The sequence below is a fragment of the Planococcus sp. VCh962 genome, from assembly GCF_057748275.1.
Genome location: NZ_JBYLHS010000009.1, coordinates 21,802 through 48,789, shown reverse-complemented (window position 1 = coordinate 48,789; position 26,988 = coordinate 21,802). Strand labels below are relative to the sequence as shown.

Here is a 26,988-nt window from a genome sequence, read left to right as displayed (position 1 = left end):
CTGACAGTGTAGGGGTTTTTGTTTTCATTTATATTGAAGAAAAAATGGGAGAGCAAAAGACTGAAGATATATTTTGAAAAGTAGAGGTTAAGGATATTCCAAGGGGGGGTATTGATGCTTAAAAAGAATATGGGAGAGGGTTCTATGAATCGAATTTTTATTATAACGGCGTTTATTGGTATACCGCTGACGGTTGTTGGATCACTGTTGCACTGGCCCAGTGTAGTTATGTTTATCATCTGTTCAATAAGTATAGTAGCCTTATCCAGTTTCATGGGACGTGCGACGGAAAGTCTTGCGATTGTCAGTGGCCCACGAATAGGTGGACTCCTTAATGCAACTTTTGGAAACGCAGTAGAACTTATCATCTCTATTTTCGCATTGCAAGCAGGGCTCATTGGAGTTGTTCTAGCCTCCTTGACAGGTTCTGTATTAGGGAATTTATTGCTTGTAGGAGGTCTTTCCTTTTTCCTTGGCGGCATTAAATTTAAAAGGCAGAAATTCAGTATCCATGATGCCTCCCATAATTCTGGCTTGTTGATTTTTGCCGTAGTAGTGGCTTTTGTCATTCCTGAAATTTTTGCTATGACGATGAATGATACGAAGACCATCCAATTGAGTGTAGGGATATCGATCATTTTAATTCTGTTGTATTTAGCCGGATTATTTTTTAAGCTGGTTACACATCGCGGCGTGTATGCCCATGCGGATCCTGAAACTGAGTCTTCACATGAAGAGCCGGAATGGTCCAAAAGAAAAGCGCTTATTATTTTATTAGTCGCTACTTTGTTTGTGGCTTATGTCTCCGAGAATTTAGTTCATACGTTTGAGGAAGTAGGGGAACAGTTTGGATGGTCAGAGTTGTTTATCGGAGTTATTATTGTGGCGATTGTAGGGAATGCAGCAGAGCATGCGTCCGCTATTATTATGGCAATGAAAAACAAAATGGATATCGCAGTTGAAATTGCCATCGGCTCTACGCTGCAAATTGCCATGTTTGTAGCACCAGTACTTGTGCTGATTTCACTTTTTATGCCGGTACAGATGCCATTGGTTTTCACTATATCTGAACTTGTAGCGATGATTACTGCGGTATTTCTGGCAATCAATGTAATGAACGACGGAGAATCCAACTGGTTTGAAGGTTTAACTCTTCTAGCCGCTTATTTAATCATGGGAATTGGGTTTTACTTACTGTAAAAAATATAAGACTTTTGACATCTGCTTCATGGTAAACTGAATATATCAAAAAAAGGCGGTGGTTCTTATCGGAACAGTATCTTTGAATGACAAGTATCTGAATCAATTCATTGAAAAAGATGAAGTAATGGCAATGCAGGATTTTGTCGAATCAGCTCACCGTAAGATTCATGAAAAAAAAGGAGCCGGAGCTGAATATTTGGGCTGGCTGGAATGGGCTTCTCAAATGGACAGGAACGAATTGGCCCGAATAGAAGAAACTGCACAAAAGCTCCGGAAAGAAGCAGAGGTACTAATTGTTATTGGTATAGGTGGATCCTATTTAGGTGCAAAAGCGGTACAAGATCTTCTTTGTCCATCTTTTGGCTTGAATGATATGGACGTAGTTTATGCAGGCCAAAATTTGAGTGGCCGTTATATGGAAGAACTCTTGTCTTTTATCCAAGGCAAAGAAGTGGCATTAAACGTTATTTCAAAGTCGGGAACAACTACTGAACCGGCTATAGCGTTCCGGGTGCTGCGTGCATGGATGTACGAAAAATACGGCGAGCAAGCTGCAGAACGTATTATTGTCACAACTGATAAAACGGAAGGTGCTCTTCGCAAGGCTGTTGATTCTACAGGTTATACGTCATTTGAAATTCCGCCTGATGTCGGGGGACGTTATTCAGTTCTGACTGCAGTTGGATTATTGCCTTTAGCTGTCGCAGGAGTAGATATTCGTGCATTAGTGGACGGTGCAGCAAAGGCGGAAAAAGAATTGGCATCGGCTGATGTGTTTGAGAATGACGCTTACCTTTATGCGGCGTATCGCCAAATTCTCAACGCCCGGGGGTATTCAGTAGAAGTTCTCGCCAGTTTTGAACCGGCAATGTCAGGCCTGAATGAATGGTGGAAGCAATTGTTTGGCGAAAGCGAAGGCAAACAAGGGAAAGGCATTTTCCCGGCATCGGTCATATATTCGACCGACTTGCACTCTTTAGGGCAATATCTTCAAAATGGCCGGCGTACCTTGTTTGAAACGATGATTAGTTTCAGCGAAGATCAATACCAAAGCAAAATCCCTTTTGATGAAGAGAATGGAGACGGCTTAAATTATTTGGCTGATAAAACGATGCATGAAGTCAACCAGCAAGCTATGAATGCTACAGCATTAGCGCATGTAGAAGGTGGCGTGCCTGTTCTGACAATTGAAGTTAATCGAATAGATGCATTCAATACAGGGTATTTAATTTATTTCTTCTTAAAAGCGTGTGCAATGAGCGCTTACTTGTCCGGCGTTAATCCATTTGACCAGCCTGGCGTCGAATTGTACAAGCAAAACATGTTTAAGTTGCTTGGAAAGCCAGGATACGAGAAAACGATTTAAGCAAAAAAACCAGCGGCTCATAAAAGCCGCTGGTTTTTTCATTTGATTAAGCTTTGAAATTCTCTTTCACGGACCAAGGTTCAGGGACACGCCAGTTGGCCACATCACTTTTCACGGACCAAGGTTCAGGGACACGCCAGTTGGCCACATCACTTTTCACGGACCAGGGTTCAGGGACACGCCAGTTGGCCACACCATTTTTCACGGACCAAGGTTCAGGAATGCGGAATCCACTCGCTAGATCTTCTTCTTTATCAAAAGAAGTATTAATAGAAAGGACAGTTAAAGCTAAAATTGTAGTTAAAAGTAATCCAGTGCCTTTTTTCATGTGCTTTTTCACTCCTCATTGTTTTCTTATTAAATTTTTATAGGCTTCTTGAGACTTTCTATAAGCAAGTGCAGACTTTTCATATAGCTTTTGTTTATAGTAGACATTACCCAATTGACTATAAAAATATCCCAATTCATAAAAGTTTTTATGGTGTTCTAGACTTGGGATTAAATAAGTTAAAGTTAAATTTTCAAAATCGGTAAGTTCTTCCGCTGTCAGATGAATTAAACACATAAATTCAATATAAGATTCTTTGAAGGCATGGTTAGTAGGGGAATCTAAATTTACTTTTTTTGCTTTAATAAGATCCAGGCCTTTATTTTTCCAAATCTCTATCGACTCATGGTTGTTCTGTTCAATATCAGACATAATGATTACACAATAACTTAATAAAGTGTCTGAAATATATTCGGCTGGAATAAAGTCTAATGCAGCTATCATGTGTTCTTTCGCTAATTCATATTCTTGATTGAGAAAGTAATTATAGCCTAAGTTATATTCAGTGGTGAACTTTAGTATTTCTATATCTAATTTTCTTCCAATAGCTGAAGCATTTTGATAGTGTTCAATTGAAGTTTTGTAATTACCGAGTCTATTATGAGTGATTCCCATATTAATATGGCATTCAACGATTCGCTTAGGTATAAACTCTTGTTGATAAATCTTTAAAGCCATCTCAGTGTATTTAAAGGCCATTTCGGTTTCCCAGCATTGTGAAGAAGTAATTCCAATAGAATAATATAAATCGCCTTTTTCAGAAGCAGTTAATGAATTAGGTGAAATTTTCTCAGCCATTAAATATGTTCTAAGGGCAGCTTCGAAATCATTTAATATATAGTAATAATTCCCCGTATATTTATGAAACAAGTAAAACTGTTCCTGGTTCATAAACTCTTTAAAACGTTCCATTTCTTTCAGTTTTTCTTCTGCACTGTCTAAATCTCCCGTGATAATGAAATAACGGATTTGCTGAATGTTATATTCGAGTTCGATATCTTCATTAGCATGCAGCAAGGGGTGGTCATGAATATCTGCATATTGTTCCATGATTTTTCCTTTGTTTTGAGGATGAAGCAAAGAAGATTTGAAGTTTTTGACTAACACTTGGCCAATCGGGTTTTCTTTTGGAGCTAAAGAAATTTCCAGCTTTTTGCACAACGCTTCAAGATCACGCAATGACGGCTCTTTAAGACCTGATTCAATTTTTTTCAGTTCTCTCGGAGAGAGGATCCCTGAAGCGGTTTCTTCTAAGCTGATTCTCTTTTTTAGCCTATGGTATTTGAGGCGTAAACCTGTATTCATTGATTCTCTCCTTTCCGTTTGAATGGGCAGAATATCGGTCATCCACGTAGGAGAGTTCTTTTCCAACTTAGTCGTGGCTTCTGTGAAATAGAAAGATGAAATATTGTTAAGTACTATAATATCCGCCTCCACAACTCTTAGTGTACTGCAATTCCATATATTACATCCATGATATCATCAATTTTCGAAATAAACTGCTTTTTTAAGACCTATTTTAATAATAAAAATAAAAGGTAAATAATACCTAGAAGGGGAATTATTATAAAGCATAAACGATTATAATAAGTATGTAAATCTACGTTTTCGAGAAAATCTGTGCAGAATCGGTCAATTATTGAGCGGATGATTGAAGACATGGCGCCAAGCAAGTTTAGAGCTTCTTCTTTTAAGGGTAAAGATAGTAAAAATACTTAGTCCTTTGGAGGTTTTTGTATGGGTTCTGAAAAGCAAGTATTGGCAGTTGTCTATTCAGAGAAAGATCTATTATCTAAAATCAATGATTTAAAGCAGCAAGGGTACGAGGAAAGTGAAATTCATATTATGGCGAAAGATATAGATCGATTTGATCGAGTTGAAAATAAGACTGAGGCAGAAATTGAAGGAGCAGGTTCTTTCAAAGAGAAATTCAAAGGGATTTTCTCCAGTCACGAAAATAAGGGAGGTGGAGTTAAATCATTGGGATTGTCTGACTCTGAATATGAACGTTACTCAGATGAACTTGAAAAAGGCGGGATTCTTCTGTATGTCAACGCTGGCCGAAAAGGCATTGATGAAGTGATCGCTGAAAGCCATTTTCGGGACCGTGAAGGAAATCCGGTAGAAGCTTCTACCAATGAATATGTAAATTCAGTAGATAATACATTTGATGATCCACAAGATCGCTTTGACCGTGGAGAATCGTTTCAGCATGATCCATTGCTGATGAAAGAAGAAAATCACATCTCTTTTACTACTTTACCTGAAAATGAGAAGAAAAAGTAAGGGGTAAAAATGGAAAATGCTCTAAAATCTTTATTGAATGAAAAGATGTAGAAATATAAATAAAACATAAAAAACCTCCGGATTTCTTCCGGAGGTTTTCTTTAGTGCTAATAATGAAAGAAATGCAGATGTTTTAGCTTTCAAGACCTTAGGGTACACATATATTAAAACCAGTTACAGGAGGATGAAACTTATGAATCGTGAAATTGTTTTAGTATACAGCCAGGAAGAAATGCTAAGCAAAGTGGAAGAATTGAAAATGCGCGGTTATCAGGAAAACGATATACATGTGCTTGTAGACGATGATTCCGTACTTGGGGCAGTTGGCGATGACCGGGAAATTCAAACACATGAAACGGGCTCTATAGGCAGCAAATTCAAATCATTTTTTACCGGAAGAGATACGGTCCGGGAAGAATTGAAAAAATTGGACCTTGAACAACGGCAAATAGATGATTATCAGGAAAACCTTGAAAATGGAGCGATATTGCTTTATACCGAACTGCCATCAAGAGAAAATGATAACTATTCTTCTTTCGGGGATGATACCCGGACAGTTGACAGCGATGAAGTAAAGCGCAATACGGCTATGGCACCTTTTGGGCGCGATGTTGAACGAGACGATCGAAGACATAATGATGCACCTATCCGTGATAAAGATGTAAGAACGGATTTGGGTACTACCGGCATCCGGTCAGATGAAATTTACACTACGAAAACGCCGAGAGAAGAACAGTATGGCGTTCCAGGCTACGGGGATAAAACACAGGATTCCCGGCTGAAAGGTGACAGCATTCACCCAACAACCGGCAGCCGAACTGCCGATGAGAGTTTACCGGAAGAAAAACTGATGGAACATGAACCGGGGATCGGATCAGATGCAGGAGGGGATATAATGAATTCGGATGATGGCGTCCATCGGAGACAAGATGATCAGTCTCCTGGCATCGACCCAAATCTGGGGCCAGCGCCATTTGGCCGTGATTCCGAAGAAGAGCATTTATTAAATGACAGAAATGATGATTTTGAAGAACCGCGCAGCCCAAGAGAAGGGAAATCACTTCACGAAGAAGCGAATAAAAAACCAGGCACTCCACCAACTCCTAAATTATTCTGAACGAAAAAACAGCCTTCAATTGAGGGCTGTTTTCTTTCGTTATTTTATTGCCTCTTAAAGCGGGCAATCACGGTGCCAAGGAGGGTTCCAACAATGGCTGGAACCAGCCAGCCGATGCCTTGTTCAAATAGCGGCAAGATGCTTAATGCTTTGTCTATGCTATTGAATGATAGACCAGCTGCACGAAGGCCGTCAAAGACACTGATGATGCCTGTTAAAGTGAGGGCAATTACATAAACAAACGGTTGGCGGTCGAATGAACGGTCGAAGAACGACAATACTACCAGAACGATAGCTATTGGATAGATTGCCAATAAGACAGGGAGCGACACTGCAATCAACTGCGCTAACCCTATATTAGCAATTAATGTGCTGAATCCGGCATAAGCAATAACATAAGAGACATATGAAATTTTCGGATATATCTTATGGGAAAACTGGGCAGTGGCTGCAACTAATCCAATGGAAGTTGACAAGCAGGCAAAAAGAATAGTGGCCGATAAAATAACTCCTCCCATTTCGCCATAGAGTACACGTGATGCCAGAGCAATAATCGTCCCTCCATTATCCTGTAAGCCAACAGCCGATACGCTGGTGACACCTATGTAACTAAGGGACACGTAGACCAATGCCAATCCTGATGCAGCAATAAAACCTGCAAAAGCAGTTGTTTTTAAAATCGTTCTTTGGTCGATTACGCCTTTTGCGCGGATTGCTTCAATAATGACAATTCCAAAGACAAGGGCCGCAATCGCATCCATTGTTAAATATCCTTGTAAAAAACTGTTGAAAAAAGCATCGGTGCTGTAATTGCCTATCGGTTCCTCTATTTCACCCATCGGTGTAAGAATGCTTTTTACAGCCAACAATCCAATAACCAAAATTAAAATGGGCGTTAAAATTTTTCCTATCCGGTCCACTAACTTCGTAGGGTTTAAAGAAAACAGAATGGTCACCGCAAAGAAAATGATCGAGAAAATGAGCAATGGCCAAAAAGAGGAATCGAAATTGCTAGGGAGAAAAGGCGCTATCCCGATCTCAAAAGAAACAGTTGCAGTGCGCGGGATTCCAAAAAAAGGACCGATTGCTAAATAGACGATTGAAGTGAATATAATACCGAAAACAGGATGAACACGGCCTGCAATTGTTTGCAAATCTCCTCCTGCTTTCGCAATTGCCAAAATCCCAAGAAGAGGCAAACCGACACCGGTCAATAGAAAGCCGATAATGGCAGGCACGATGTTGGTTCCTGCGAGCTGGCCAAGGTAGGGAGGGAATATGATATTGCCGGCGCCTAAGAATAAGGCAAATAACATAAGTCCAATCATAATGGATTCATTTAAAGTCAGCGTTCTCTTTCGCATAGCAAACTCCTTTTAAAAACTATTTACACAAATTCTTATTATAGCTGAACTTAAGAATTTTAAAAAACTTTAAATAGAGGAATCAAAAAATCCGATCAAAATGACCGGATTTAATTTCTTTTATTTATTGTCTTTTTTAAATTCTCCGACTTGATCCTGCAAATCGCCTTTAGCTTTATCAAGTTTACCTTCTGCTTGTTTCTTGTGGTCGCCTGTGGCATTCCCGACTTGGTCTTTCATTTCACCTTTGCCTTTATTTACTGCGCCTTTTAATTTATCTGATAAACCTTCACCATTGCTCATTGAAATTCCTCCTCTTAAATGTCTTAGTGTATATATAACCGACTGGGAAATAGTTAAACATTGAGCGTTAATCGGCAGTTAAAACTCCGATCATCTTAATGGGGATTTTATAAATTTAGATAAGTGACGATAAGGTATCTTTAGCGGCATCCCGTACACTGCCGCAAAAATCCTGTTCTGCCAAACGCCTTAAAGTAGTTAATGGAGTTCGAGGATTTTCAGCCACTCCTTTGCGAACTTCAATATGCTGATCCATGGACAAGTCGACAAGTAATCCTACACAAGTGATAGATTTAGCCAGTTCAGCGCGGTACAGATACTGCATTTTCAATACAGCTGCTTCGTCCCAAGGCGTCCATTCTATCAAACTTGCATAAAATTCCAGATTGCCATTCATCGCTTTTTGCACCCCTAAGTATAATTTTTGTAAAATTCGAACTACAAGTTGATTATAACATATATCCTGTGATTTAAAAGAAAATTAGTACGAATGAAACGTTCTTAGTTAATTTATGCTTTTTCCTGAGTTCATTAAATAACTTTAATCAGTATTCTTGGTAAGAAAGATGCAGTGATGTTCATTGACGTAAAAGATACTTTTGTAACCAAGCGATATAAATAATGATGACAGCAAAAGACTCCATGTGTTGATAAAAATGAATAGAAAAAGGCCGCCTGTTCGAAGGGATTTTGAACAGGCGGCCTTTTTCTTATTTACTGATTCGGGCGGTCCAGCGTGATAAATCAGGGTCATTCATTTTAAGCATCTCTTTTGGGAAAATAAATGTCCATGGTTTAGAGGTGTTGGCTTTGATTGTCAGATTTTCTAAAGAAAACGAACCTATCGCAACTTGTTTTCCAGCTGCATCTAAGATTTCCAGTGGTATTTTCTCTAATTGAATATGTCGAGTATGTCCATTACGAATAAAAACGGATACTGCTAATCCATTTTCTTGTGTAAATTTTGCTTGAAATCCAGTGACATTTACTTCTCGAGGATTCAAATCTGGTAAAGTTTGCACGAGTTCTCTTAAAGCGGTTTTTTGGCTGTCTTCTAGCGCATTTTCCCAAGCAGGATCCAGTTCCAAAGAGTGGGGGACAAGAGATTGTACATTAAAAGCTATTGTCCACTGATTTGTTGGCGATTCAGAATTTATGATATTGTTTTTATCAAATTTAAATATCCATGGCCGATCAGAAAAAGCAGGCAACGTGCCAATTTGAGATAAATCGAATTCCTGGGCAGCAACGATTTTTTCATCTTCGTCTAGTAGCATCAGTTCTGCTTTACCAAGTTTTATTGGCCGATCCAGAGAAGATCTTAGAAAAGCCTGGACATTCCAATCACCTGATTGTATTTCTTTGTCAATATCAATTCCCGCTAACGATAATTGATTCGCTTTCAATGGAGGCAAATCATTGGATAGAAATTTCAGAACATATTCTTGTTCTTTGTTCATTGTCCATTCAGGAGAAATGGATAAAGTAGTTGAAACTTCACTTGTTCCTCCATTGCTGGATATGCCATCATCAATCAATTCTGATGAATCAATAATAGACTCATTTCCAGTTGCCGCAGTTTTTTTAAAGAATGAAAAGATATTCATAGTGTTGTCTCCTTATCTTCATTCTCAAGCATTCGTAAAAAGCCAAGTAATTCAGTTGCAATTGAGTAGCGCAATTCTTGAAAATTACTTGTAAATAGCTCGAGACCCTCACGCTGATATATTCTCAATGGATCTTCTTGTTGATAGGATCGCAAACCGATTCCTTCTTTTAAATAAGACATAGTTTCTAATTGTTTTATCCACATTTTATCGATATAGGACTTCATGACGAAAGGCAAAATGTCAGTAAATCTTTTATTGTTCGCGTATGAATCAATTAAATCAAGTGAATCATTGATGAGCGATTTTACAGCATCTTCAACTTCTTTTACCGTATTAGCCTCTGGAAGTGCTATGTCTTTTCCTACTAATTCATGTAAGGAGTGCCGCGTTTCCTGGATATATCCATGGTCTTCATTTTGATTTTCGATTATCGTTTTTGAAATAATGGATTCAGCTGCTTCAAAAACCATGTTTTTTAGTATTTGCATATTTTCATTGCCGCTTAAAACACGAGTGCGTAAGTCATAAATAATTTTACGCTGATCATTAATGACGTCATCAAGTTTCAAATTATATTCACGCATAGAGAAATGAGAACCTTCAACTATCCGTTGTGTGCGTTCAGTTAATTCATGGACTTCTTTATTCAGTATTTCTCCGTCCTTAGTTGTTTCAACTTTTTTAGTGAATTTCTCAATTTCTTCTTTCGCAAAACGCTTAAACATATCATCCGTCAAGGAAATGATGAACTGGGTAGAGCCTGGATCGCCTTGGCGGCCGGAACGTCCGCGCAATTGATTGTCAACCCTGCGGCTTTCATGCTTTTCCGTTCCAATTACATGCAAGCCGCCAATGGCAGCAACGCCTTCACCTAACATTATGTCAGTGCCGCGGCCAGCCATATTTGTTGCTACTGTAATCTGGTTTAATTGACCGGCTTGAGAAATCAGATCGACTTCCTGTTCCACACTTTTAGCGTTCAATAATTGGAAGTTCAAACCTTTCTCTTTCAAATATTTTGCAACTTCTTCAGATTGCAAAATTGAAGTGGTGCCGATCAAAACGGGTTGTCCTTTTTTATGGCGTTCAAGCACTTGCCGTGCCACTTCTTCATATTTATTTTCTGCAGTTAAAAATACACGGTCAGGCAAATCAATTCTTGCCCGGGGGTTATTTGTCGGCACTTGAATAACGTCCATGCCATAAACATCTCTGAATTCTTTTTCTTGTGTTTTAGCAGTACCAGTCATACCAGAAAGAATTGGATACATTCTAAAGTAATTTTGAATAGTGATTTGTGCCTGTGCTTTATTTTCTTCTGTAATTTCCACTTTTTCTTTTGCTTCTATCGCTTGATGCAGGCCATCAGACAATGTTCTTCCTTCCATAGTCCGGCCAGTGAACATATCCACAAGTACGATTTTTCCATCTTTTACAATGTAATCGACGTCTCTTTGAAACATGACACGCGCTCTTACTGCCATAATGACATAATGATAAAGTGTCTGATGTTCTAATTCATATAAGTTTTCAATTCCAAAAGCTTTTTCAACTTTTTCAATCCCTGTCTCTGTCAATGAAGTTGCTTTTGTTTCAGGATCAAAATCATAATCCACTTCTTCTATGAACCGGGATGCCAATATTGCACTGATTTGATGAAGTTCTGCACTGGCTTTTGTTTTGCCGGCAACAATTAAAGGGGTTTTTGCTTCATCTATCAAAACGCTGTCTACTTCATCAATAATTGCATAATGATAGGGGCGTTGTACTGTATCATTCATATTCTCAACCATATTGTCGCGCAAATAGTCGAAGCCAAACTCTGTTCCTACACCGTAAGTAATATCTGATAAATAAGCAGCTTTCTTTTCTTCTGCGGTCATTAGAGGAAGATTCAAGCCAACTGTTAAGCCTAAAAATTGATGGATTTTACCAATTTGTTCAAAGTCGCGTTTAGCCAGATAGTCGTTGACTGTAATGATATGTACGCCTTTACCTTCCAATGCTCTAGCATAAGCAGGGAGGGAGGCTACAAGTGTTTTTCCTTCTCCAGTTGGCATTTCAGCTATATTACCTTCAGCCAATACCAATCCGCCGATAAGTTGAACATCGAAATGGCGCATATTTAAAACTCTCTTTGAAGCTTCCCGCACTACAGCAAAGACGTCCGGAATTATTTTATCCAATTTGGTTTTATTTTGAAGTTGTTCTTGAAATATAGTAGTCATATGCTGAAGTTCTTCATCACTCATTTTTTGATAAGTTGCTTCCAGTCTATTAATTTCATTAACAATTTTATTGTATTTTTTTAATTTCCTGGAAATTAGTTTATTTGAGTGTTTTAAAAATGTTACCATATATGTTAATCTCCTTTTTTGCTCCACAAATACCTGATTATTTTATCAAACTTTACCAATAAACACCACTTAAATAAAGGTCACTTAATTATATGGAACCTTTTTTATCGGAATACGTCAATTATTTAGGCAAAAAAATGAAAGATAAAACTCCTTTATTTATTTAGTGTACATGCTATAATCAAAATGGATACATTTGTGAATAAAGAATTAAAAAGTAAGAAGGAGGAAGGATATGCTATACCTAACTTTGGTTTTGGCATTTATCGCTTCGATAGTTCTCACTCCGGTTGTTAAGCGATTGGCATTCCGGATAGGAGCAGTTGATCGCCCAAATTATCGAAAAGTTCATGCGAGAATAATGCCGCGTTTAGGCGGATTAGCTATATTTGGCTCCTTTGTGATCGGCTATTTTATCCTGAGACCTGAAGAATCGATTTCTAACGCTGTAGAACCAGCATTTATTCCGATTTCAAGTGCAATTCTAATCGGAGCTTTAATCATAACGGTTACGGGTGTTTTAGATGATTTATATGAAATATCAGCGAAAGCCAAGTTATTTGGCCAGCTGGTTGCTGCTGCAATCGTTGTCGTTGGTGGGGGCTTAGAAATTTCATTTATTAACTTGCCGTTCGGTGGAGAATTGGATTTCGGCTATTTCAGCATTCCGTTAACCATCATATGGATTATAGGGATTACTAATGCAATTAATTTGATAGATGGTTTAGATGGCTTGGCAGCAGGCGTATCAACTATCGCTTTAATCACATTGGCTATTATGGCGTTTATCATGGGAGATCCTTTCGTATTGGCTACAGCAGCTATATTGGCGGCTAGTTCTTTTGGATTTTTATTTTATAATTTCCATCCGGCTAAAATCTTCATGGGTGATACTGGCGCATTATTTCTAGGATTTATGATTTCAGTATTAGCACTTATGGGCTTTAAAAACATAACGGTGGTTGCATTGATTATCCCCATTATTATGCTGGGTGTTCCTATTTCCGATACATTTTTCGCCATTGTACGCAGAGTGCGCGAAAAACAATCAATATCAGCAGCTGATAAATCTCATTTACATCATTGCTTATTGAATATCGGATTTTCGCATCGGCAAACAGTTCTTATCATCTATGGTATAGCGGCATTATTCGGATTAGCAGCATTGCTCTTTTCTCAAGCAACCCTATGGGGTGGAATCCTGCTGATCAGCGTTATGCTAATTGCAATAGAATTGTTCGTAGAAATCGTTGGTTTGGCAGGGAAAAATTACCGCCCTCTGATCAACCTTGTAAAATTCATTGGAAAATAAAAAGGATCGAACGAAAAGCGACATGCTTGCGTTCGGTCCTTTTATTTTTTATAAAAGAAATTCGAATCCAGTTCAATGCACTGCAAGAAGGTTGGCAATGGCTTACATAAAGCATCAATCTTTCTAAGCTATTTTTCTTCTATCACATAAGGTAAATAGAATTGAAATTTAAAAATTTTTTTTAAAGGAAGAAAAAACCGTCTTCTGCTGATGGATTAACATCTAGTAGCAGAAGACGGTTTTGCTTCGTTGCGGTTTAAAAATTCTCTTCTTCAGTTCGTTCAGCAAAATCAGTATTGCTATTGTCCGATAAACTTGATGTGTCAGGCTGTAATCCTAAATGCCCTTTCAAGATATCCTGGACCTCTGTCAATGATTCTTCATCCAATTGCCAATAATAAATTCCGGTAGACATATCATCGTAACCATCTAACGTCAATGTATCTATGTTCGGCTTGCCGCCTTTTGCATATTCGAAAAATGACTGCATGTCTCTGAACGTTAAATTGGTTTTCATATTATCACCGATGGCATCGATTACACTGCCATATCTGGTAATAGATGAAGTAGACAAAATTTCATCCATAATGCTTTCCATTATCATTTGCTGGCGCTTTCCGCGTTCAATGTCATTATCTTGATGGCGGGTTCGCGCTAATGCAAGTGCCTGGCTGCCGTTTAAGATTTGAGGTCCTTCTTTTAACACTATAGCACCTTTTTTATCATTCTCGTCTTGTTCTTTTATATCATAAGGCACTGTCGCTTCTATGCCTCCAAGAGCATCAACTACATCGATAAAGGCATCGAAATTCATACGTACATAATAATCGACAGGTACTTCCAATAATTCCTCAACGGTTTCGATTGTTGAAGTCGGCCCATTGTACCCGTATGCATGCGTGATTTTGTCTTCATATCCTGCGTCGGGAATGTAGGCGTAAGTATCCCGGGGAATGCTTACCAATTTAATCGACTTGTCGGCATTGTTCAGTGTAGCAAGAATCAATGCATCCGATCTGGTGCTGCTTTCACTTTGGCTTCGCTTCTCACTATTATCCACACCTATAAATAAGACGGAGATATTGTCATGCAAGGGCTCTACCTGCTCATCGCGCAAATCTGACTTATCACGACCTGTGGCTTCAAATGATCTGTCTGCTGCACTTTCCGCTTTTTTTATTAAATAAATTCCGTAAGCTGACCCACATATGAGCAAGGAAACAACTAAAGTAGCGATAATTTTGATTGCTGCCCGTTTTTTGCTCGATTTCTTTTTGCGATAGCTTTTACGATTCATGGTTATAACTCCTCTGTATAGGAATGGGCTAACCGACTATTCAATTCGATTGATCCAATCTTACTGGTGTAATTTGACGTATTATTGTGGGTCTTTGGTTCCTTTGATTCTATCTATTATACAGCGAGACAGAAGAAACGTAAATGGAAAATGATTAACCTAATTTGAACTCTAAAAACTCCTTTTGCAGACAGATGATTTCCGCTTGGCCGTTCGTCATTTCGTTGATCCAATTGATGAAATCCGTTTCTTTTTCTACGGGCACATATACCAAAATCTTAACTCCATCAGTGTATTGAATATCTTTCAAGGGATATGGAGATTGGCGAATTTCGTTTTCTGCTTTGCCGAGCCAACTATAATCAATTGATATGGCCATAAGGTTATGAAGCCTTCGTTCGACAATGCCGGATGCTGAAATTGCTTCAGTTGTCGTTTTTCCATAGGCCCGGATTAAGCCGCCGCCTCCAAGCTTGATTCCGCCAAAATAACGCGTCACCACCACTACCGTATCTTTTAACCCTTGCTTTTTCAGCACTTCCAAAATAGGGAAACCTGCAGTTCCACTAGGTTCGCCATCGTCATTGGCTTTTTGGATTGAATCGTGTTCACCTATTATATAAGCAGAACAATTATGGTTGGCAGCACGATGTTTCACTTTAATGGATTCTATAAATGCAATAGCTTCTTGCTCGGATTCTGCTCTTGCGGCATAGCCGATAAATCTTGATTTTTGTATAATAATTTCACATTCTGTTAACTCACCAATAGTTTTGTAATTTTCTCGCATTTTAACTCCCCCTGGTGTAAAATATAATCAGATATTTTGTAATGTGTTTTTAATACTGATTTGCTTATAAAGTGGTATACTTGTGACAGCCGTGACAGGCATAAAGGTGCAAGGTATTTTTCTCCATATACAGTTTAAGTATAGCTAAGGCGGTTTTAAAATGGCTAAAAAATTCGATTTGAAAGCGCTAGATTCCATTTTTAATGAAGTACTCGATAAAATGGAAAGTTCCAAGCAGGATATTTTCGTCATAAGTGAAAAAAGTCGCCAAAGTTATGAAAATATGAAAGACGAACTTGAAGATGTGCGATCGAATATATCCCGTGTGATAAAAGCGGGGGATGCGCTCGAAGAAAAGACTCGGGCAGCACGGCGTCGCCTCGCCGAAGTATCTCAATTTTTTAATTCATTTTCTGAAAGCGAAGTTCGGCAAGCATATGAGCAAGCAAACGAACTTCAAGTCCAATTGTCAATCAACCGTTCAGAAGAAAAGCAATATCGCCAAAAGCGGGATAGGCTGCAACGCCGCTTGCAGACGCTGCTGCAAACGATTGAACGGGCTGAGCATCTGGTTAACCGTATTAATGTAACCATCAATTATTTATCTTCTGATCATCAGGAACTTGGAGAAGCGATTGACAGCGTCAAGCTAAAGCAAGATTATAGCCTGCGTATTATTGAAGCGCAAGAAGAAGAGCGTAAAAAGCTCTCACGGGAAATCCATGACGGACCAGCCCAGATGATGGCAAATGTCTTGCTGCGTTCAGACCTGATTGAACGGACTTATCGGGAAAAAGGGCCAGAACCGGCTTTCAAGGAGATCTCCTCGTTAAAAGAAATGGTTAGGGATGCGTTGACTGAAGTCAGAAGAATTATCTATGATCTTCGGCCGATGGCTCTTGACGACTTAGGTTTAGTACCCACCTTGAAGAAATATCTTGAAACCACTGAAGACTATAATAATGGCACAAGGCTCCATTTCCACACTAGCGGAAAAGAAGTCCGGCTTCCAGGCAATTACGAAACAGCCATCTTCAGATTGGTGCAAGAAGCCGTTGCGAATGCAATACGCCACGGCAAAGCTACTGTAATTGAAGTTAAAGTAGAATGGTTAAAAGACCATGTCACTCTAGTAATAAAAGACAATGGTTCAGGATTTGATCAAAGTATAGTAAAGAGCCAGTCTTTTGGATTGATTGGCATGAAAGAACGAATTGATTTAATAAACGGTGATTTTTACATCAATTCTTCATTAGGAAACGGAACCGTATTGATGTTCCAAATCCCGTTGGAAACTGACGGATAAGATATGGTATTTGAGGAGGACAACATAATGACGAAAATTATTATTATCGATGATCACCAATTATTCCGCGAAGGGGTAAAACGAATTCTGGATTTCGAAGATTCGTTTGAAGTGGTCGCTGAAGGTGGAGACGGCACAGAAGTTGTCAAATTGTATGAAGAACACCAACCCGATGTCGTATTGATGGATATCAATATGCCGCAAAAAAACGGCGTTGAAGCAACGGGGGAATTGATGGAAAAGTACCCGGATGCAAAAGTCATTATGCTGTCAATTCACGATGATGAGTCCTATGTTACCCATGCTTTGAAAACTGGGGCATTGGGTTATATGTTAAAAGAAATGGATGCCGAGGCAATCATTCAAGCAATCAAAGTGGTAGCTAAAGGCGGGTCTTACTTACATCCTAAAGTGACACGCAACTTAGTTATGGAATTCCGCAGATTAAGTGAACGTGAAAATAAAGGGTCTTTCCATCAAACAGAAATTCGCCGTCCGTATCATTTATTGACTAAGCGCGAAAGTGAAGTACTTCAATTGCTGACGGACGGACAAAGTAACCGGGTAATCGGGGAAACTTTGTTTATTTCCGAAAAGACGGTTAAAAACCATGTTTCCAGTATTCTTCAAAAAATGCAGGTGAACGACCGGACACAAGCTGTAGTAACAGCAATTAAAAATGGCTGGGTTGAAGTTAGATAAACGAACGATTGCCAAAAAGGCTTGCAGCTTGCTGCAAGCCTTTTTCGTATAAAGAATTAGACACATATTCTTCATTGTATTTGGTGTCTTGCTATGGCAAAATGAACCGCAGGAGGAATGTGCTATGAAAAAACTATTAGTAACAATAGGAATATTGCTCACTCTTGCTGCATGTTCAGAGACAGAAGATTCAACTGTAAATCAGAACACTGCAAATGATGGCGATTCAACAAGTGAAAATAATGCAGTCGACCATGGAATTGAAGATGAAAAGGTTGGCTTTACTTTGGATGACAAGGGAAAAGTGATTGAAGCGGATGTACCAAAAGGAGAAGCTGATGCAATTTTAGCGGCTTATCAGGAATATATTGAAGCTTTTAATGCAGAAGATCTTGAACGCTATATGAATGTGATTTCAGAAAACCCGGATGGCTTTGACCGGGAAGAAGACAGCAAGGCTTTGACAAAAGCTTTCGCTAGTTATGATACAACGTATGAAACCAGTGATGAAACCATCGTGAAATATGAAGAAGACAGAGCAGAAGTTTTTGCTAATAACAATGTCACGATGACAGATCCAAATACCGGTAAAAGTACGAAGCAAGCCGGACGCCAAGTCGTAGTCTTCAAAAAAGAGCAAGACGAATGGCGTGTCAGCAGCCTTCACTTTATCGGCGGTTAAGAAGCGAAACTTTGGTTCAGTTTAGGGGTTTTTTGTCTTCTTTCAAGGACATCTTGAGTCGCCGGATTTAATGGTATAAAAACTTCCTGGAAAATTTTCCAGGAAGTTTTTTTATTTGTCTTTTTGGCTGTTTTTTTTGGTAAACTGACAGAGGAGGCTGGTTAAATATGAAAACAGCAATAGTAACGGACAGTACAGCTTATATTCCCAAAGCAATACGAGAAGAAGCGAATATACACATGGTTCCGCTTCAAGTAACTTTCAGGCATGAATCGTTTGCAGAGGAAGAAGATCTGTTCGTTGAAGAATTCTATAAAAAAGCGAAAGAAGAGTTGCCGAAAACTTCGCAGCCGCCGTTGGGAGAATTTGTGAGTTTGTACACAAAACTTTCCAGTGACTATGATGAGATTATTTCTATTCATTTATCGAGCGGCATCAGTGGAACTTATGAGGCGTCACGCCAAGCGAACGATTTGGTGAAAGAAGTAGCCGTCCATTCTTTTGATTCAGAGATTTCCTGCGCTATGCAAGGGTTCTACGTTTCAAAAGCTGCTGAACTGGCAAGTGCAGGAGCGAGTGCTGCAGAAATTTTGAAAGAGCTTAATGAAATGAAAAAATCAATGCGTGCTTATTTTATGGTCGAAGATTTGAAACATTTAAGCAGGGGCGGAAGATTGTCAAATGCCCAAGCAATTGTTGGCGGCTTGCTTCAAATCAAACCGCTTTTACATTTCGAAAATAAAGTGATTGTACCTTTTGAAAGGATTCGTACAAGAAAAAAAGCGATGAATCGAATTGCTGACTTGCTTAAAGAGGATGCTGCTGGCGAATCGATTCAAGCAGCTGTAATCCATGCGAACCGGCCAAAGGAAGCGCAAAAATGGCTGGAAGAATTGCAGGCTCTTTGCCCGGAAGTCGATTTTTCCCTGTCTTATTTTGGTCCGGTCATAGGTACACATTTAGGCGAAGGTTCAATGGGTCTTGGATGGGTGAAAAAATAACCCTCCAGACCTTACTGGATTTTCTGAAGGAGGATGCGAATGTTAGAGTTGGAAGCATTTTTGAATGGCCGAATTTGGCTGAGGAATTTTACTCCCTTTTCAAAAGAACTTATTGACGAAGCGATTGCGAAAGGCTTTATTACAGTCATCAATGGAATTAACAGCGGGCGGACATGTTCCCGTTGCCTAGAAAAATCCCCTCAAAAAATCATTTCTTTTTACTGTTCGAATTGTGATGCCAACTGTTTGTATTGCAGGCATTGCATAAAAATGGGACGAATCAGCTCGTGCACAGAACTCATCATATGGACATCCCCATCATCAAATCCCCCAAAAAATCACTTTTTTGCCTGGAACGGCATCCTGACCAATTTGCAGCAGCTTGCTTCGAGCGAAGTTTCATCCAGCCTTTCAAGTGGAAAGTCTCATCTTGTATATGCCGTTTGTGGAGCAGGAAAAACTGAATTGTTATTTATGCCGATTTTTGAAGCACTTCAAAAAGGCATGCGTATATGTATAGCTGCTCCTCGAACAGATGTAGTACTTGAATTATCGCCTCGTCTACAAGCCGCTTTTCCCGAAACTATTGTCCACACTCTGTACGGAGGAGCTCCTTTGGAGACGGGTTTTCCAGACATCGTCATTGCCACCACCCACCAGTTATATCGATTTCAAGAAGCTTTTGACTTCATGATTGTCGATGAAGCAGATGCTTTTCCTTATTCCTATGATCCGGCACTTGAACGGGCAGTCGTGAAAGCAAAGAAGAAAAAAGCGCCAATCGTTTATGTTTCAGCTACACCGTCCCTGGCATTGCTGAATAGAATTGAGAACCGCTCTGAGATTTTTCAGCGTTTCCATGGCCACGCTTTGCCTGTTCCGGTTTTTGAGCCGTTGTGGAATTATAAAAAGAGCTTATTAAACAACAAGATCCCATCCAAATTGGCAAAATGGGTTCAGGAAAAAATCAGCAAAAACGAGCCTTTTTTATTGTTTTTGCCAACGATTGAGCTGATTGCCCATAGCATTAAACTTTTTCAGGAATTGGATTCCCGGATTGAAGCGGTTCATGCACAAGATCCGGAACGAAAAGAGAAAGTGCTGAAATTGCGCAATGGTGAAATTATGGGTTTGCTGACTTCAACCATTTTAGAGCGGGGAATCACAATTGCGAATGTCCAAGTGGCTGTAGTTGGTGCAGACGAACGGATTTTTGACGCTTCTGCCTTGATACAAATTGCAGGACGTGCAGGAAGATCTCCTGCCAATCCTTTAGGCGATGTGATTTTTTTTCATGATGGAATTGTCAGAGAAATGGACAAGGCGAGGCAAAAAATCCTTTACTATAATAAAAGAGGGATGTCATGAATTGCCTTATCTGTGATAATGCCATTCCATACAGTCCGTCTTGGAAGAGTTTGTTATTAAAGGACACAGAAGCAGTTGTGTGTTTCGGCTGCAAAAGAGATTTCGAGAAAATTAAAGGCGGTGTCTGCGGAAAATGCGGTTTGCCAGGAGATGAAACTTGTCGGGATTGCCTATACTGGGAAACAACAGAATACGCTGGACTGATTCAAAGCGGAAGCAGTTTATTCCATTATAATGAAGCTATGCAGACTTTTTTGCATCAATACAAGTTTTTGCAAGACGTAGCCTTAGCATACGTCTTTGCCGAAGAGTTAAAATTGGCTCTTCGCAAATCTAGAGGCGTTCTTGTCCCTATTCCGATGAATACCAGGAAATTAAAAGAACGTACATTTCCGCAAGTAGACCGGTTATTGGATGCGGCAGGATTAACTTATCAACATTTTCTTATTAAAAGTGAAGATGTACAAGGGAGTAAAACGAAGATGGAGCGGATGTCTGCGAATAATCTCTTTACCTGGAATGGAGTAAAAGTGCCGAAAAAAATTGTGTTAATTGATGATTTATATACAACCGGTACAACGATACGGCATGCTGCAAAATCTATGAAAGAGGCCGGAGCGGAAGAAATCAGTTCGTTAACACTGATTCGAGGATAGATTGCGTTTTTTTAAAAATGAAGCAGAAGGGTTTTAAGCTTGATAACAGGAGCAGAAAGTTATCGGCATTTGTTTTAGAAAATGGGCTGAGACCCATATTAAAAAGTCATACGGCAAAAATAATCACGTTGCGTATTTGATGAGGATCCTAAGGCACAAGAAAGTATGGGGCAGAAAACTGTTATAACTGGCGGACAACTATACGAAATTTAGCAGACAAAAGATTTGACTGGGGATAACGCATCAACTTGATTCTAGTAAAGAAATAAGGCAAAGAGAGACGCGGACATAGGAGCTTCAAAGCCTCTGGCCGTAAAAGCGAAAAACCAGCCTGCCGAAACACCGGCAGGCTGGTTTTTAATGCTCATAAATCATTTTTCTGGTCATACCGCCATCAATCGTTAAGCATTCCCCTGTGATAAAAGAATTTCTTGGATCACAAAGAAACAGGCAAGCCCGGGCAATGTCATCACCTTTTCCAACACGATTGCTCCAATGCTGATGATGATCGATTTCACGCAGCTCTTCAGAACCGGTATGGATCCATCCAGGAGCAATAGAATTGACCCGTATGTTTTTTTCGCTTAAGCTCGCAGCTAGTGAATGTGTCAAAGCAAAAATCCCGCCTTTTGAAGCGGAATAAATTTCTGTGTTCGGTTCTGACATGAACGCTCGAGTTGATGCCATATTAACGATAGACCGGATATCTTCGGTCATATAGCGGGCAGCTTCCCGGCTGCAGATAAACACGCTCTTTAAATTGGTATTGAGGATTCGATCCCAGTCGCTTTCATCAACTTCCCAAATTGATTTGAATTCTGAAATGCCGGCATTGTTGATCAATGCGTGAATTGTTCCAAAATCCTTATGGATATCAGAAAAGACCTGGATCACTTCATTAAAATTTCCAACATCGCATTTGCGGTATTCCACACCGTCAATCTTCACTTCTTTGACGTCCAATCCGATAACTCGGGCTCCTTCTATTATAAAATGTTTTGCAATACTATGGCCAATGCCTTGTGCAGCACCGGTAACAATAACGGTTTTGTTTGTAAACATAGAATTCATCTCCTTGTCACTATATTTACCTGTAATTCATGAACGTAAAACTTTTAGCGTTTTAAGAAGGAGAGTTAAGGGAAGATATAGAAATGTATAGCAGGTACAAAAGAAGGAGGAGTTAACATGTTACAATTCAATATTAAAGGTGATAACGTTGAAGTAACTCCCGCAATCCGAGAGTTCATCGAAAAGAAAGTAGACAAAATTGAACGCTACTTTCCTGAAGGTACCAACGCGACCGCAATGGTCAATTTAAAAGCGCTTAACCACAGTCAAACCAAAGTGGAAGTAACAATTCCAATGAAAAATTTAGTATTGCGTGCCGAAGAACGGCATGATGAATTGTATGCAGCCGTCGATTTGATCGTTGGGAAGCTCGAACGTCAAATCCGGAAATATAAAACGAAGATTAATCGCAAATTCCGCGACCGCGATGGAATGGGAATGGCATTTGCAATTGCAGAACAAGAAACAAGACCATCATATGATTCAGCTGCTGACGTTGATGAAGATGAGGATGACATCAAAATTGTACGGACAAAGCAGTTTGATTTAAAACCAATGGATGAAGAAGAGGCTGTTTTGCAAATGAATATGCTTGGCCATAACTTCTTTGTTTTTACTGATGCAGAATCAAACGGAACAAATATTGTTTACAAACGAAAAGATGGAACTTACGGATTGATTGAAACTAGCGTTGAATAATGAAGAAGCCTCTCATTTGAGAGGCTTTTCTTTTGTCTGGACCAATATATGATTCAAGGACATGGAATACTTTTAGGCTGTACTTTCACAACAAGCAGAACAATCCGTACTTCGAGGGGAAAACCAGTCTGAATGATGTTTCTCTTTATTTGCACAGCGATACTAGCAATGTTAAAATAAGTAATGAGATTTTTTGCCATGGACTAAAGAGTACAAGGTCTCTAAGTTAAAAAGACCTAGAGATAAAAACTAAAAGCAAAAGCGATCTGGAAACCTGAATAGGTTGGCCGGACACTACGCAGGGAGCGGTTATAAATGCTTGGAGTATTGAATAAGGTATTTGACCCGAATAAACGGGATTTAAAAAGATTGGAAAAAACAGCCGATGGAGTAGAAGCACTGGCTTCTGAGTATGCTGCCCTTTCAGATGATGCTTTAAAAGCTAAGACTGAAGAATTTATTGAACGGTATGCGAAAGGTGAAGATTTGGACAAGCTTTTGCCGGAAGCATTTGCTACCGTACGTGAAGCATCCAAACGCGTTCTTGGAATGTTTCCTTTCCGGGTTCAAATTATGGGAGCAGTCGCTTTGCATGAAGGCAACATTGCAGAGATGAAAACAGGGGAAGGTAAAACCCTGACTTCTACAATGGCCGTATACTTAAATGCCATTTCGAAAAAAGGCGTCCATGTCGTGACAGTCAACGAATACCTGGCCAGCCGGGATGCTACGGAAATGGGCCAATTATTTGAATGGCTCGGTTTATCGGTCGGCTTAAACTTGAATAGTTTGTCGAAAGAGGAAAAGCGTGAAGCTTATGCATCAGACATAACTTATAGTACCAACAATGAGTTAGGCTTTGATTATTTGCGCGATAATATGGTTCTTTACAAAGAGGACATGGTTCAGCGGCCATTGAATTTCGCTGTTATCGATGAAGTGGACTCAATTTTAATCGATGAAGCCCGTACGCCTTTGATAATTTCAGGACAAGCGGCAAAAGCGGCCCAGCTTTATGTTCAGGCAAATGCATTTGCTCGCCTATTGATGAAAGATGCGGATTATACTTATGATGAATCAACAAAAGGTGTCGTTTTGACTGAAGATGGCATTGAAAAAGTTGAAAAGGCATTCGGCATTGATAATTTATTCGACATTAAACATGTACGCTTGAACCATGCCATCAACCAATCGCTTAAAGCGCATGTAACGATGCATAAGGATGTTGATTATGTGGTTCAAGACGGCGAAGTAATAATTGTTGACCAATTTACTGGCCGCTTGATGAAAGGCCGTCGGTATTCAGATGGGCTTCATCAGGCTATCGAAGCAAAAGAAGGATTAGAAATCCAAAATGAATCGATGACAATGGCAACGATCACATTCCAAAACTTCTTCCGTATGTATGACAAGCTTTCCGGTATGACAGGAACAGCGAAAACGGAGGAAGAAGAATTCCGGAATATTTACAATATGAATGTAATCGCCATTCCAACCAACAAACCGATTATCCGAGATGACCGCGTTGATTTGATTTACGCTTCAATTGCCGGGAAATACAAAGCAGTTGCAGAAGATATTGCGGAACGCCATAAAAATGGCCAGCCGGTGCTTGTTGGTACAGTTGCTATTGAAACTTCTGAAATCATTTCAGATTACCTGTCTAAAAAAGGAATCAAACATTCGGTCCTCAATGCTAAAAACCATGCCCATGAAGCAGAAATTATTTTAAATGCCGGACAGAAAGGTTCGGTTACCATTGCGACGAATATGGCCGGCCGCGGTACAGACATCAAGCTTGGCGAAGGTGTTGTCGAAGCAGGTGGATTAGCGGTATTAGGTACAGAGCGACATGAATCTCGCCGTATCGATAATCAGCTGCGCGGACGTTCAGGTCGCCAAGGGGACCCAGGTGTCACTCAATTCTATTTATCATTGGAAGATGAGCTGATGCGCCGATTTGGATCGGATTCCATGCGCGCAATGATGGGGAAACTTGGTATGGATGATTCACAGCCATTGCAGTCTAAAATGGTGACTCGTTCTGTTGAATCTGCACAAAAACGAGTGGAAGGCAATAACTTTGATGCCCGTAAACGCTTATTGCAATATGACGATGTGTTGCGCCAGCAGCGGGAAATTATTTACAAAGAACGTATGGAAGTCCTTGAAACAGACAATATGCGCCAATTAGTGGAAAACATGATCAACGGTTCAATCGAGCGGATGGTCTCTTCCCATACTTCTGGAGAAAAGCAGGAAGAATGGCATTTGAAATCATTAGTTGATGTTATCGGAGCTACTTTACTCCCTGAGAACACAATCAGTCTGCAAGACTTGGAAAACAAATCACAAGAAGAACTGATTGACTTCATTAAAGCGGCTGCCATTAAACACTATGACGAAAAAGAGCAGGAGATGACACCGGAGCGCATGCGCGAATTCGAGAAAGTTGTCCTTCTCCGTTCAATCGATACCAAATGGATCGATCACATTGATGCAATGGATCAACTTCGCCAAGGAGTTCACTTGCGCGCTTATGCACAGAATGATCCGCTTCGCGAATATCAGAATGAAGGGTTTGCTATGTTTGAAGACATGGTGCAAGCCATTGAAGACGATGTTACGAAGTATGCCATGAAAGCGGAAATCCGCAATAACCTGGAGCGTGAAGAAGTGGCTAAAGGACAAGCTGTCAATCCGAAAGAAGATGGACCGGCTCCTAAAAAGAAAAAAGAGCCTATCCGCAAAGAGATGACAGTAGGCCGCAACGACCCTTGCCCTTGCGGCAGTGGCAAGAAGTTTAAAAACTGCCACGGCGTTACAGCGAAAGTGTAATGTCAGTTATAAAAAAGGATAAAGAGAAACTGCAATCAGCGGGGGCTATCCCGCTGATTGCTAGTTGAACCAATCGGACTTTTATGGACAGTAGCTCGCTGCTTGAAAAGCGGAGAGCCAACTGACCGTTAAAGTGGAATAAAGGTACGTAAATACCGAAGAGCATCTGCTCTTCGGTGTTATTTTGAGGAGGAACACGAAATGATGGAATTAGCAGATATCCGCAACGAGCTCGACAAATCAGCCAGTAAATTGGCGGACTTTAGGGGGTCTCTTTGACTTAGAAAACAAAGAGGCACGGATTCAAGAACTGGATGAAATGATGCTTGACCCAAACTTCTGGAACGATCAGGATAAGGCACAAGTCATCATATCGGAATTGAATGGATTGAAAGAAATCGTCAATACGTATCACCGCTTTATGGATACGCAGGAAAACCTGGAGATGACCTTAGAACTGCTGCGGGAAGAAAACGATGCAGAACTTCATGAAGATATCAGTTCGGAAATGAAAACCTTCATTTCTGAATTAAGTGATTATGAACTTACCATGCTTTTAAGTGAACCATATGATAAAAACAATGCGATTCTCGAATTGCATCCAGGAGCTGGCGGTACCGAGTCTCAAGACTGGTGCTCGATGCTGCTTCGTATGTATACACGCTGGGCTGAAAAGCGTGGTTTTAAAGTCGAAACGCTGGATTATTTAGCTGGAGATGAAGCTGGAGTTAAATCAGTGACCCTTGGCATAAAAGGCCATAATGCTTATGGATACTTAAAAGCAGAAAAAGGAGTACATCGCTTGGTTCGCATTTCTCCGTTTGACTCTTCAGGGCGCCGACACACCTCTTTTGTATCTTGTGAAGTAATGCCGGAATTCACTGGAGAAATTGAAATCGATATCCGCACCGAAGATTTGAAAATTGATACGTACCGTGCGAGTGGTGCTGGAGGTCAGCACATCAATACGACGGATTCAGCTGTCCGCATTACCCACCTGCCAACGGGAGCGGTCGTTACTTGCCAGCAAGAGCGTTCTCAAATCAAAAACCGTGAAAAAGCGATGCAAATGCTGAAAGCAAAATTATATGCTTTGAAAATTGAGGAACAGGAAGCTCAGTTGCTTGAAATTCGCGGTGAGCAAAAGGAGATTGGCTGGGGAAGCCAAATCCGCTCTTATGTATTCCATCCTTATTCAATGGTAAAAGATCACCGCACCAACTATGAAACGGGGAATTTACAAGCTGTGATGGATGGCGATCTTGACGGTTTTATCAACTCACTATTGCGTTCAAAAATGCAATAAAAGAAATCTAAGGGGATGCAGATTCT

At 39.9% G+C, this 26,988-nt stretch carries 24 protein-coding genes; 14 read left to right on the top strand and 10 right to left on the bottom strand.

What is annotated here, in order from left to right; translation table 11 throughout:
- Positions 1-144: 144 nt before the first annotated feature.
- Together cax and AC3AQ9_RS17930 are read left to right on the top strand one after the other, a co-directional pair.
- Positions 145-1,200: a calcium/proton exchanger gene (gene cax / locus AC3AQ9_RS17935; protein ID WP_488308852.1), complete on the top strand. Its 1,056-nt coding sequence runs from the start codon at positions 145-147 to the stop codon at positions 1,198-1,200.
- A gap of 82 nt (positions 1,201-1,282) precedes the next feature.
- A complete protein-coding gene (locus AC3AQ9_RS17930) occupies positions 1,283-2,569 on the top strand; it encodes a glucose-6-phosphate isomerase (RefSeq protein WP_488308851.1) in 1,287 nt (428 codons plus the stop codon).
- A 46-nt stretch (positions 2,570-2,615) separates the two neighbouring features.
- On the opposite strand, the gene AC3AQ9_RS17925 is transcribed toward AC3AQ9_RS17930, so the two are convergent.
- The gene (locus tag AC3AQ9_RS17925) at positions 2,616-2,897 is read right to left on the bottom strand and encodes a hypothetical protein (RefSeq protein WP_488308850.1); all 282 of its coding nucleotides are present in this window, start codon (positions 2,895-2,897) and stop codon (positions 2,616-2,618) included.
- Positions 2,898-2,912: 15 nt separating this feature from the next.
- Positions 2,913-4,202, bottom strand: a complete 1,290-nt coding sequence (locus tag AC3AQ9_RS17920) for a helix-turn-helix domain-containing protein (protein ID WP_488308849.1) — start codon at positions 4,200-4,202, stop codon at positions 2,913-2,915.
- Positions 4,203-4,634: 432 nt separating this feature from the next.
- Here AC3AQ9_RS17920 and AC3AQ9_RS17915 point away from each other — a divergent pair, with 432 nt between their 5' ends.
- Both AC3AQ9_RS17915 and AC3AQ9_RS17910 read left to right on the top strand, forming a co-directional pair.
- Positions 4,635-5,183, top strand: coding sequence for a YflT domain-containing protein (locus AC3AQ9_RS17915; RefSeq protein WP_488308848.1), 549 nt, complete (start codon positions 4,635-4,637; stop codon positions 5,181-5,183).
- 193 nt (positions 5,184-5,376) lie between these two features.
- Positions 5,377-6,300, top strand: a complete 924-nt coding sequence (locus AC3AQ9_RS17910) for a general stress protein (RefSeq protein ID WP_488308847.1) — start codon at positions 5,377-5,379, stop codon at positions 6,298-6,300.
- A 44-nt stretch (positions 6,301-6,344) separates the two neighbouring features.
- Here the strand turns inward: AC3AQ9_RS17910 and brnQ are convergent, their stop codons facing one another.
- The 5 genes from brnQ to secA2 all read right to left on the bottom strand — a co-directional run bounded on the left by brnQ (position 6,345) and on the right by secA2 (position 11,934).
- Positions 6,345-7,664, bottom strand: coding sequence for a branched-chain amino acid transport system II carrier protein (gene brnQ, locus AC3AQ9_RS17905; RefSeq protein ID WP_488308846.1), 1,320 nt, complete (start codon positions 7,662-7,664; stop codon positions 6,345-6,347).
- A gap of 120 nt (positions 7,665-7,784) precedes the next feature.
- Positions 7,785-7,967, bottom strand: coding sequence for a CsbD family protein (locus tag AC3AQ9_RS17900; protein ID WP_488308845.1), 183 nt, complete (start codon positions 7,965-7,967; stop codon positions 7,785-7,787).
- A 115-nt stretch (positions 7,968-8,082) separates the two neighbouring features.
- Positions 8,083-8,364, bottom strand: a complete 282-nt coding sequence (locus AC3AQ9_RS17895; protein WP_488308844.1) for a hypothetical protein — start codon at positions 8,362-8,364, stop codon at positions 8,083-8,085.
- Between the two features lie 313 nt (positions 8,365-8,677).
- Positions 8,678-9,574: an accessory Sec system S-layer assembly protein gene (locus AC3AQ9_RS17890; protein ID WP_488308843.1), complete on the bottom strand. Its 897-nt coding sequence runs from the start codon at positions 9,572-9,574 to the stop codon at positions 8,678-8,680.
- Positions 9,571-11,934, bottom strand: a complete 2,364-nt coding sequence (secA2, locus tag AC3AQ9_RS17885) for an accessory Sec system translocase SecA2 (protein ID WP_488308842.1) — start codon at positions 11,932-11,934, stop codon at positions 9,571-9,573. Before secA2 ends, AC3AQ9_RS17890 begins: the two co-directional genes overlap by 4 nt.
- Positions 11,935-12,169: 235 nt before the next feature.
- Here secA2 and AC3AQ9_RS17880 point away from each other — a divergent pair, with 235 nt between their 5' ends.
- Positions 12,170-13,246: a glycosyltransferase family 4 protein gene (locus tag AC3AQ9_RS17880; RefSeq protein ID WP_488308841.1), complete on the top strand. Its 1,077-nt coding sequence runs from the start codon at positions 12,170-12,172 to the stop codon at positions 13,244-13,246.
- 256 nt (positions 13,247-13,502) lie between these two features.
- On the opposite strand, the gene AC3AQ9_RS17875 is transcribed toward AC3AQ9_RS17880, so the two are convergent.
- Together AC3AQ9_RS17875 and AC3AQ9_RS17870 are read right to left on the bottom strand one after the other, a co-directional pair.
- The gene (locus AC3AQ9_RS17875) at positions 13,503-14,543 is read right to left on the bottom strand and encodes an LCP family protein (protein WP_488308840.1); all 1,041 of its coding nucleotides are present in this window, start codon (positions 14,541-14,543) and stop codon (positions 13,503-13,505) included.
- Positions 14,544-14,697: 154 nt separating this feature from the next.
- Positions 14,698-15,333 carry a YigZ family protein gene (locus tag AC3AQ9_RS17870; RefSeq protein ID WP_488308839.1) on the bottom strand — a complete coding sequence of 212 codons (636 nt, stop codon included), beginning with the start codon at positions 15,331-15,333 and terminating at the stop codon, positions 14,698-14,700.
- A gap of 160 nt (positions 15,334-15,493) precedes the next feature.
- Here AC3AQ9_RS17870 and AC3AQ9_RS17865 point away from each other — a divergent pair, with 160 nt between their 5' ends.
- From AC3AQ9_RS17865 to AC3AQ9_RS17840, 6 genes are all read left to right on the top strand, one after another.
- Positions 15,494-16,639, top strand: a complete 1,146-nt coding sequence (locus tag AC3AQ9_RS17865) for a sensor histidine kinase (protein WP_488308838.1) — start codon at positions 15,494-15,496, stop codon at positions 16,637-16,639.
- A 27-nt stretch (positions 16,640-16,666) separates the two neighbouring features.
- Entirely contained in the window at positions 16,667-17,341 is a 675-nt protein-coding gene (locus AC3AQ9_RS17860; protein ID WP_488308837.1) for a response regulator, read from the top strand.
- A gap of 124 nt (positions 17,342-17,465) precedes the next feature.
- Positions 17,466-18,023 carry a DUF4440 domain-containing protein gene (locus AC3AQ9_RS17855; protein WP_488308836.1) on the top strand — a complete coding sequence of 186 codons (558 nt, stop codon included), beginning with the start codon at positions 17,466-17,468 and terminating at the stop codon, positions 18,021-18,023.
- A 167-nt stretch (positions 18,024-18,190) separates the two neighbouring features.
- The gene (locus tag AC3AQ9_RS17850; protein ID WP_488308835.1) at positions 18,191-19,024 is read left to right on the top strand and encodes a DegV family protein; all 834 of its coding nucleotides are present in this window, start codon (positions 18,191-18,193) and stop codon (positions 19,022-19,024) included.
- Positions 19,025-19,063: 39 nt separating this feature from the next.
- A complete protein-coding gene (locus AC3AQ9_RS17845) occupies positions 19,064-20,392 on the top strand; it encodes an ATP-dependent helicase ComFA (protein ID WP_488308834.1) in 1,329 nt (442 codons plus the stop codon).
- Complete coding sequence (locus tag AC3AQ9_RS17840; RefSeq protein WP_488308833.1) at positions 20,389-21,048, top strand: ComF family protein; 660 nt, start codon at positions 20,389-20,391, stop codon at positions 21,046-21,048. The genes AC3AQ9_RS17845 and AC3AQ9_RS17840 overlap by 4 nt, the downstream gene beginning before the upstream one ends.
- Positions 21,049-21,405: 357 nt before the next feature.
- Here the strand turns inward: AC3AQ9_RS17840 and AC3AQ9_RS17835 are convergent, their stop codons facing one another.
- On the bottom strand, positions 21,406-22,110 hold the full coding sequence (locus AC3AQ9_RS17835) for an SDR family NAD(P)-dependent oxidoreductase (protein WP_488308832.1): 705 nt from the start codon (positions 22,108-22,110) through the stop codon (positions 21,406-21,408).
- Between the two features lie 126 nt (positions 22,111-22,236).
- Here AC3AQ9_RS17835 and hpf point away from each other — a divergent pair, with 126 nt between their 5' ends.
- The 3 genes from hpf to prfB all read left to right on the top strand — a co-directional run bounded on the left by hpf (position 22,237) and on the right by prfB (position 26,962).
- Positions 22,237-22,818 carry a ribosome hibernation-promoting factor, HPF/YfiA family gene (gene hpf / locus AC3AQ9_RS17830; protein WP_488308831.1) on the top strand — a complete coding sequence of 194 codons (582 nt, stop codon included), beginning with the start codon at positions 22,237-22,239 and terminating at the stop codon, positions 22,816-22,818.
- Positions 22,819-23,133: 315 nt separating this feature from the next.
- Complete coding sequence (gene secA, locus AC3AQ9_RS17825; RefSeq protein WP_488308830.1) at positions 23,134-25,656, top strand: preprotein translocase subunit SecA; 2,523 nt, start codon at positions 23,134-23,136, stop codon at positions 25,654-25,656.
- A gap of 204 nt (positions 25,657-25,860) precedes the next feature.
- A protein-coding gene (gene prfB / locus AC3AQ9_RS17820) for a peptide chain release factor 2 (RefSeq protein ID WP_488308901.1) occupies positions 25,861-26,962 on the top strand; the annotation gives its coding sequence in 2 pieces (ribosomal slippage) (positions 25,861-25,932 and positions 25,934-26,962; 1,101 coding nt in all).
- Positions 26,963-26,988 lie beyond the last annotated feature (26 nt).

Bases quoted from the DNA above. Each gene is read 5' to 3' on its own strand.
- AC3AQ9_RS17925 (WP_488308850.1), bottom strand. From the start codon at position 2,897: ATGAAAAAAGGCACTGGATTACTTTTAACTACAATTTTAGCTTTAACT.
- secA2 (WP_488308842.1), bottom strand. From the start codon at position 11,934: ATGGTAACATTTTTAAAACACTCAAATAAACTAATTTCCAGGAAATTA.
- AC3AQ9_RS17845 (WP_488308834.1), top strand. From the start codon at position 19,064: ATGTTAGAGTTGGAAGCATTTTTGAATGGCCGAATTTGGCTGAGGAAT.
- AC3AQ9_RS17895 (WP_488308844.1), bottom strand. From the start codon at position 8,364: ATGAATGGCAATCTGGAATTTTATGCAAGTTTGATAGAATGGACGCCT.
- AC3AQ9_RS17850 (WP_488308835.1), top strand. From the start codon at position 18,191: ATGAAAACAGCAATAGTAACGGACAGTACAGCTTATATTCCCAAAGCA.
- AC3AQ9_RS17915 (WP_488308848.1), top strand. From the start codon at position 4,635: ATGGGTTCTGAAAAGCAAGTATTGGCAGTTGTCTATTCAGAGAAAGAT.
- AC3AQ9_RS17880 (WP_488308841.1), top strand. From the start codon at position 12,170: ATGCTATACCTAACTTTGGTTTTGGCATTTATCGCTTCGATAGTTCTC.
- AC3AQ9_RS17835 (WP_488308832.1), bottom strand. From the start codon at position 22,110: ATGTTTACAAACAAAACCGTTATTGTTACCGGTGCTGCACAAGGCATT.
- AC3AQ9_RS17900 (WP_488308845.1), bottom strand. From the start codon at position 7,967: ATGAGCAATGGTGAAGGTTTATCAGATAAATTAAAAGGCGCAGTAAAT.
- AC3AQ9_RS17870 (WP_488308839.1), bottom strand. From the start codon at position 15,333: ATGCGAGAAAATTACAAAACTATTGGTGAGTTAACAGAATGTGAAATT.
- brnQ (WP_488308846.1), bottom strand. From the start codon at position 7,664: ATGCGAAAGAGAACGCTGACTTTAAATGAATCCATTATGATTGGACTT.
- AC3AQ9_RS17920 (WP_488308849.1), bottom strand. From the start codon at position 4,202: ATGAATACAGGTTTACGCCTCAAATACCATAGGCTAAAAAAGAGAATC.
- AC3AQ9_RS17910 (WP_488308847.1), top strand. From the start codon at position 5,377: ATGAATCGTGAAATTGTTTTAGTATACAGCCAGGAAGAAATGCTAAGC.
- AC3AQ9_RS17860 (WP_488308837.1), top strand. From the start codon at position 16,667: ATGACGAAAATTATTATTATCGATGATCACCAATTATTCCGCGAAGGG.
- AC3AQ9_RS17890 (WP_488308843.1), bottom strand. From the start codon at position 9,574: ATGAATATCTTTTCATTCTTTAAAAAAACTGCGGCAACTGGAAATGAG.
- cax (WP_488308852.1), top strand. From the start codon at position 145: ATGAATCGAATTTTTATTATAACGGCGTTTATTGGTATACCGCTGACG.
- AC3AQ9_RS17875 (WP_488308840.1), bottom strand. From the start codon at position 14,543: ATGAATCGTAAAAGCTATCGCAAAAAGAAATCGAGCAAAAAACGGGCA.
- AC3AQ9_RS17855 (WP_488308836.1), top strand. From the start codon at position 17,466: ATGAAAAAACTATTAGTAACAATAGGAATATTGCTCACTCTTGCTGCA.
- AC3AQ9_RS17840 (WP_488308833.1), top strand. From the start codon at position 20,389: ATGAATTGCCTTATCTGTGATAATGCCATTCCATACAGTCCGTCTTGG.
- secA (WP_488308830.1), top strand. From the start codon at position 23,134: ATGCTTGGAGTATTGAATAAGGTATTTGACCCGAATAAACGGGATTTA.
- hpf (WP_488308831.1), top strand. From the start codon at position 22,237: ATGTTACAATTCAATATTAAAGGTGATAACGTTGAAGTAACTCCCGCA.
- AC3AQ9_RS17865 (WP_488308838.1), top strand. From the start codon at position 15,494: ATGGCTAAAAAATTCGATTTGAAAGCGCTAGATTCCATTTTTAATGAA.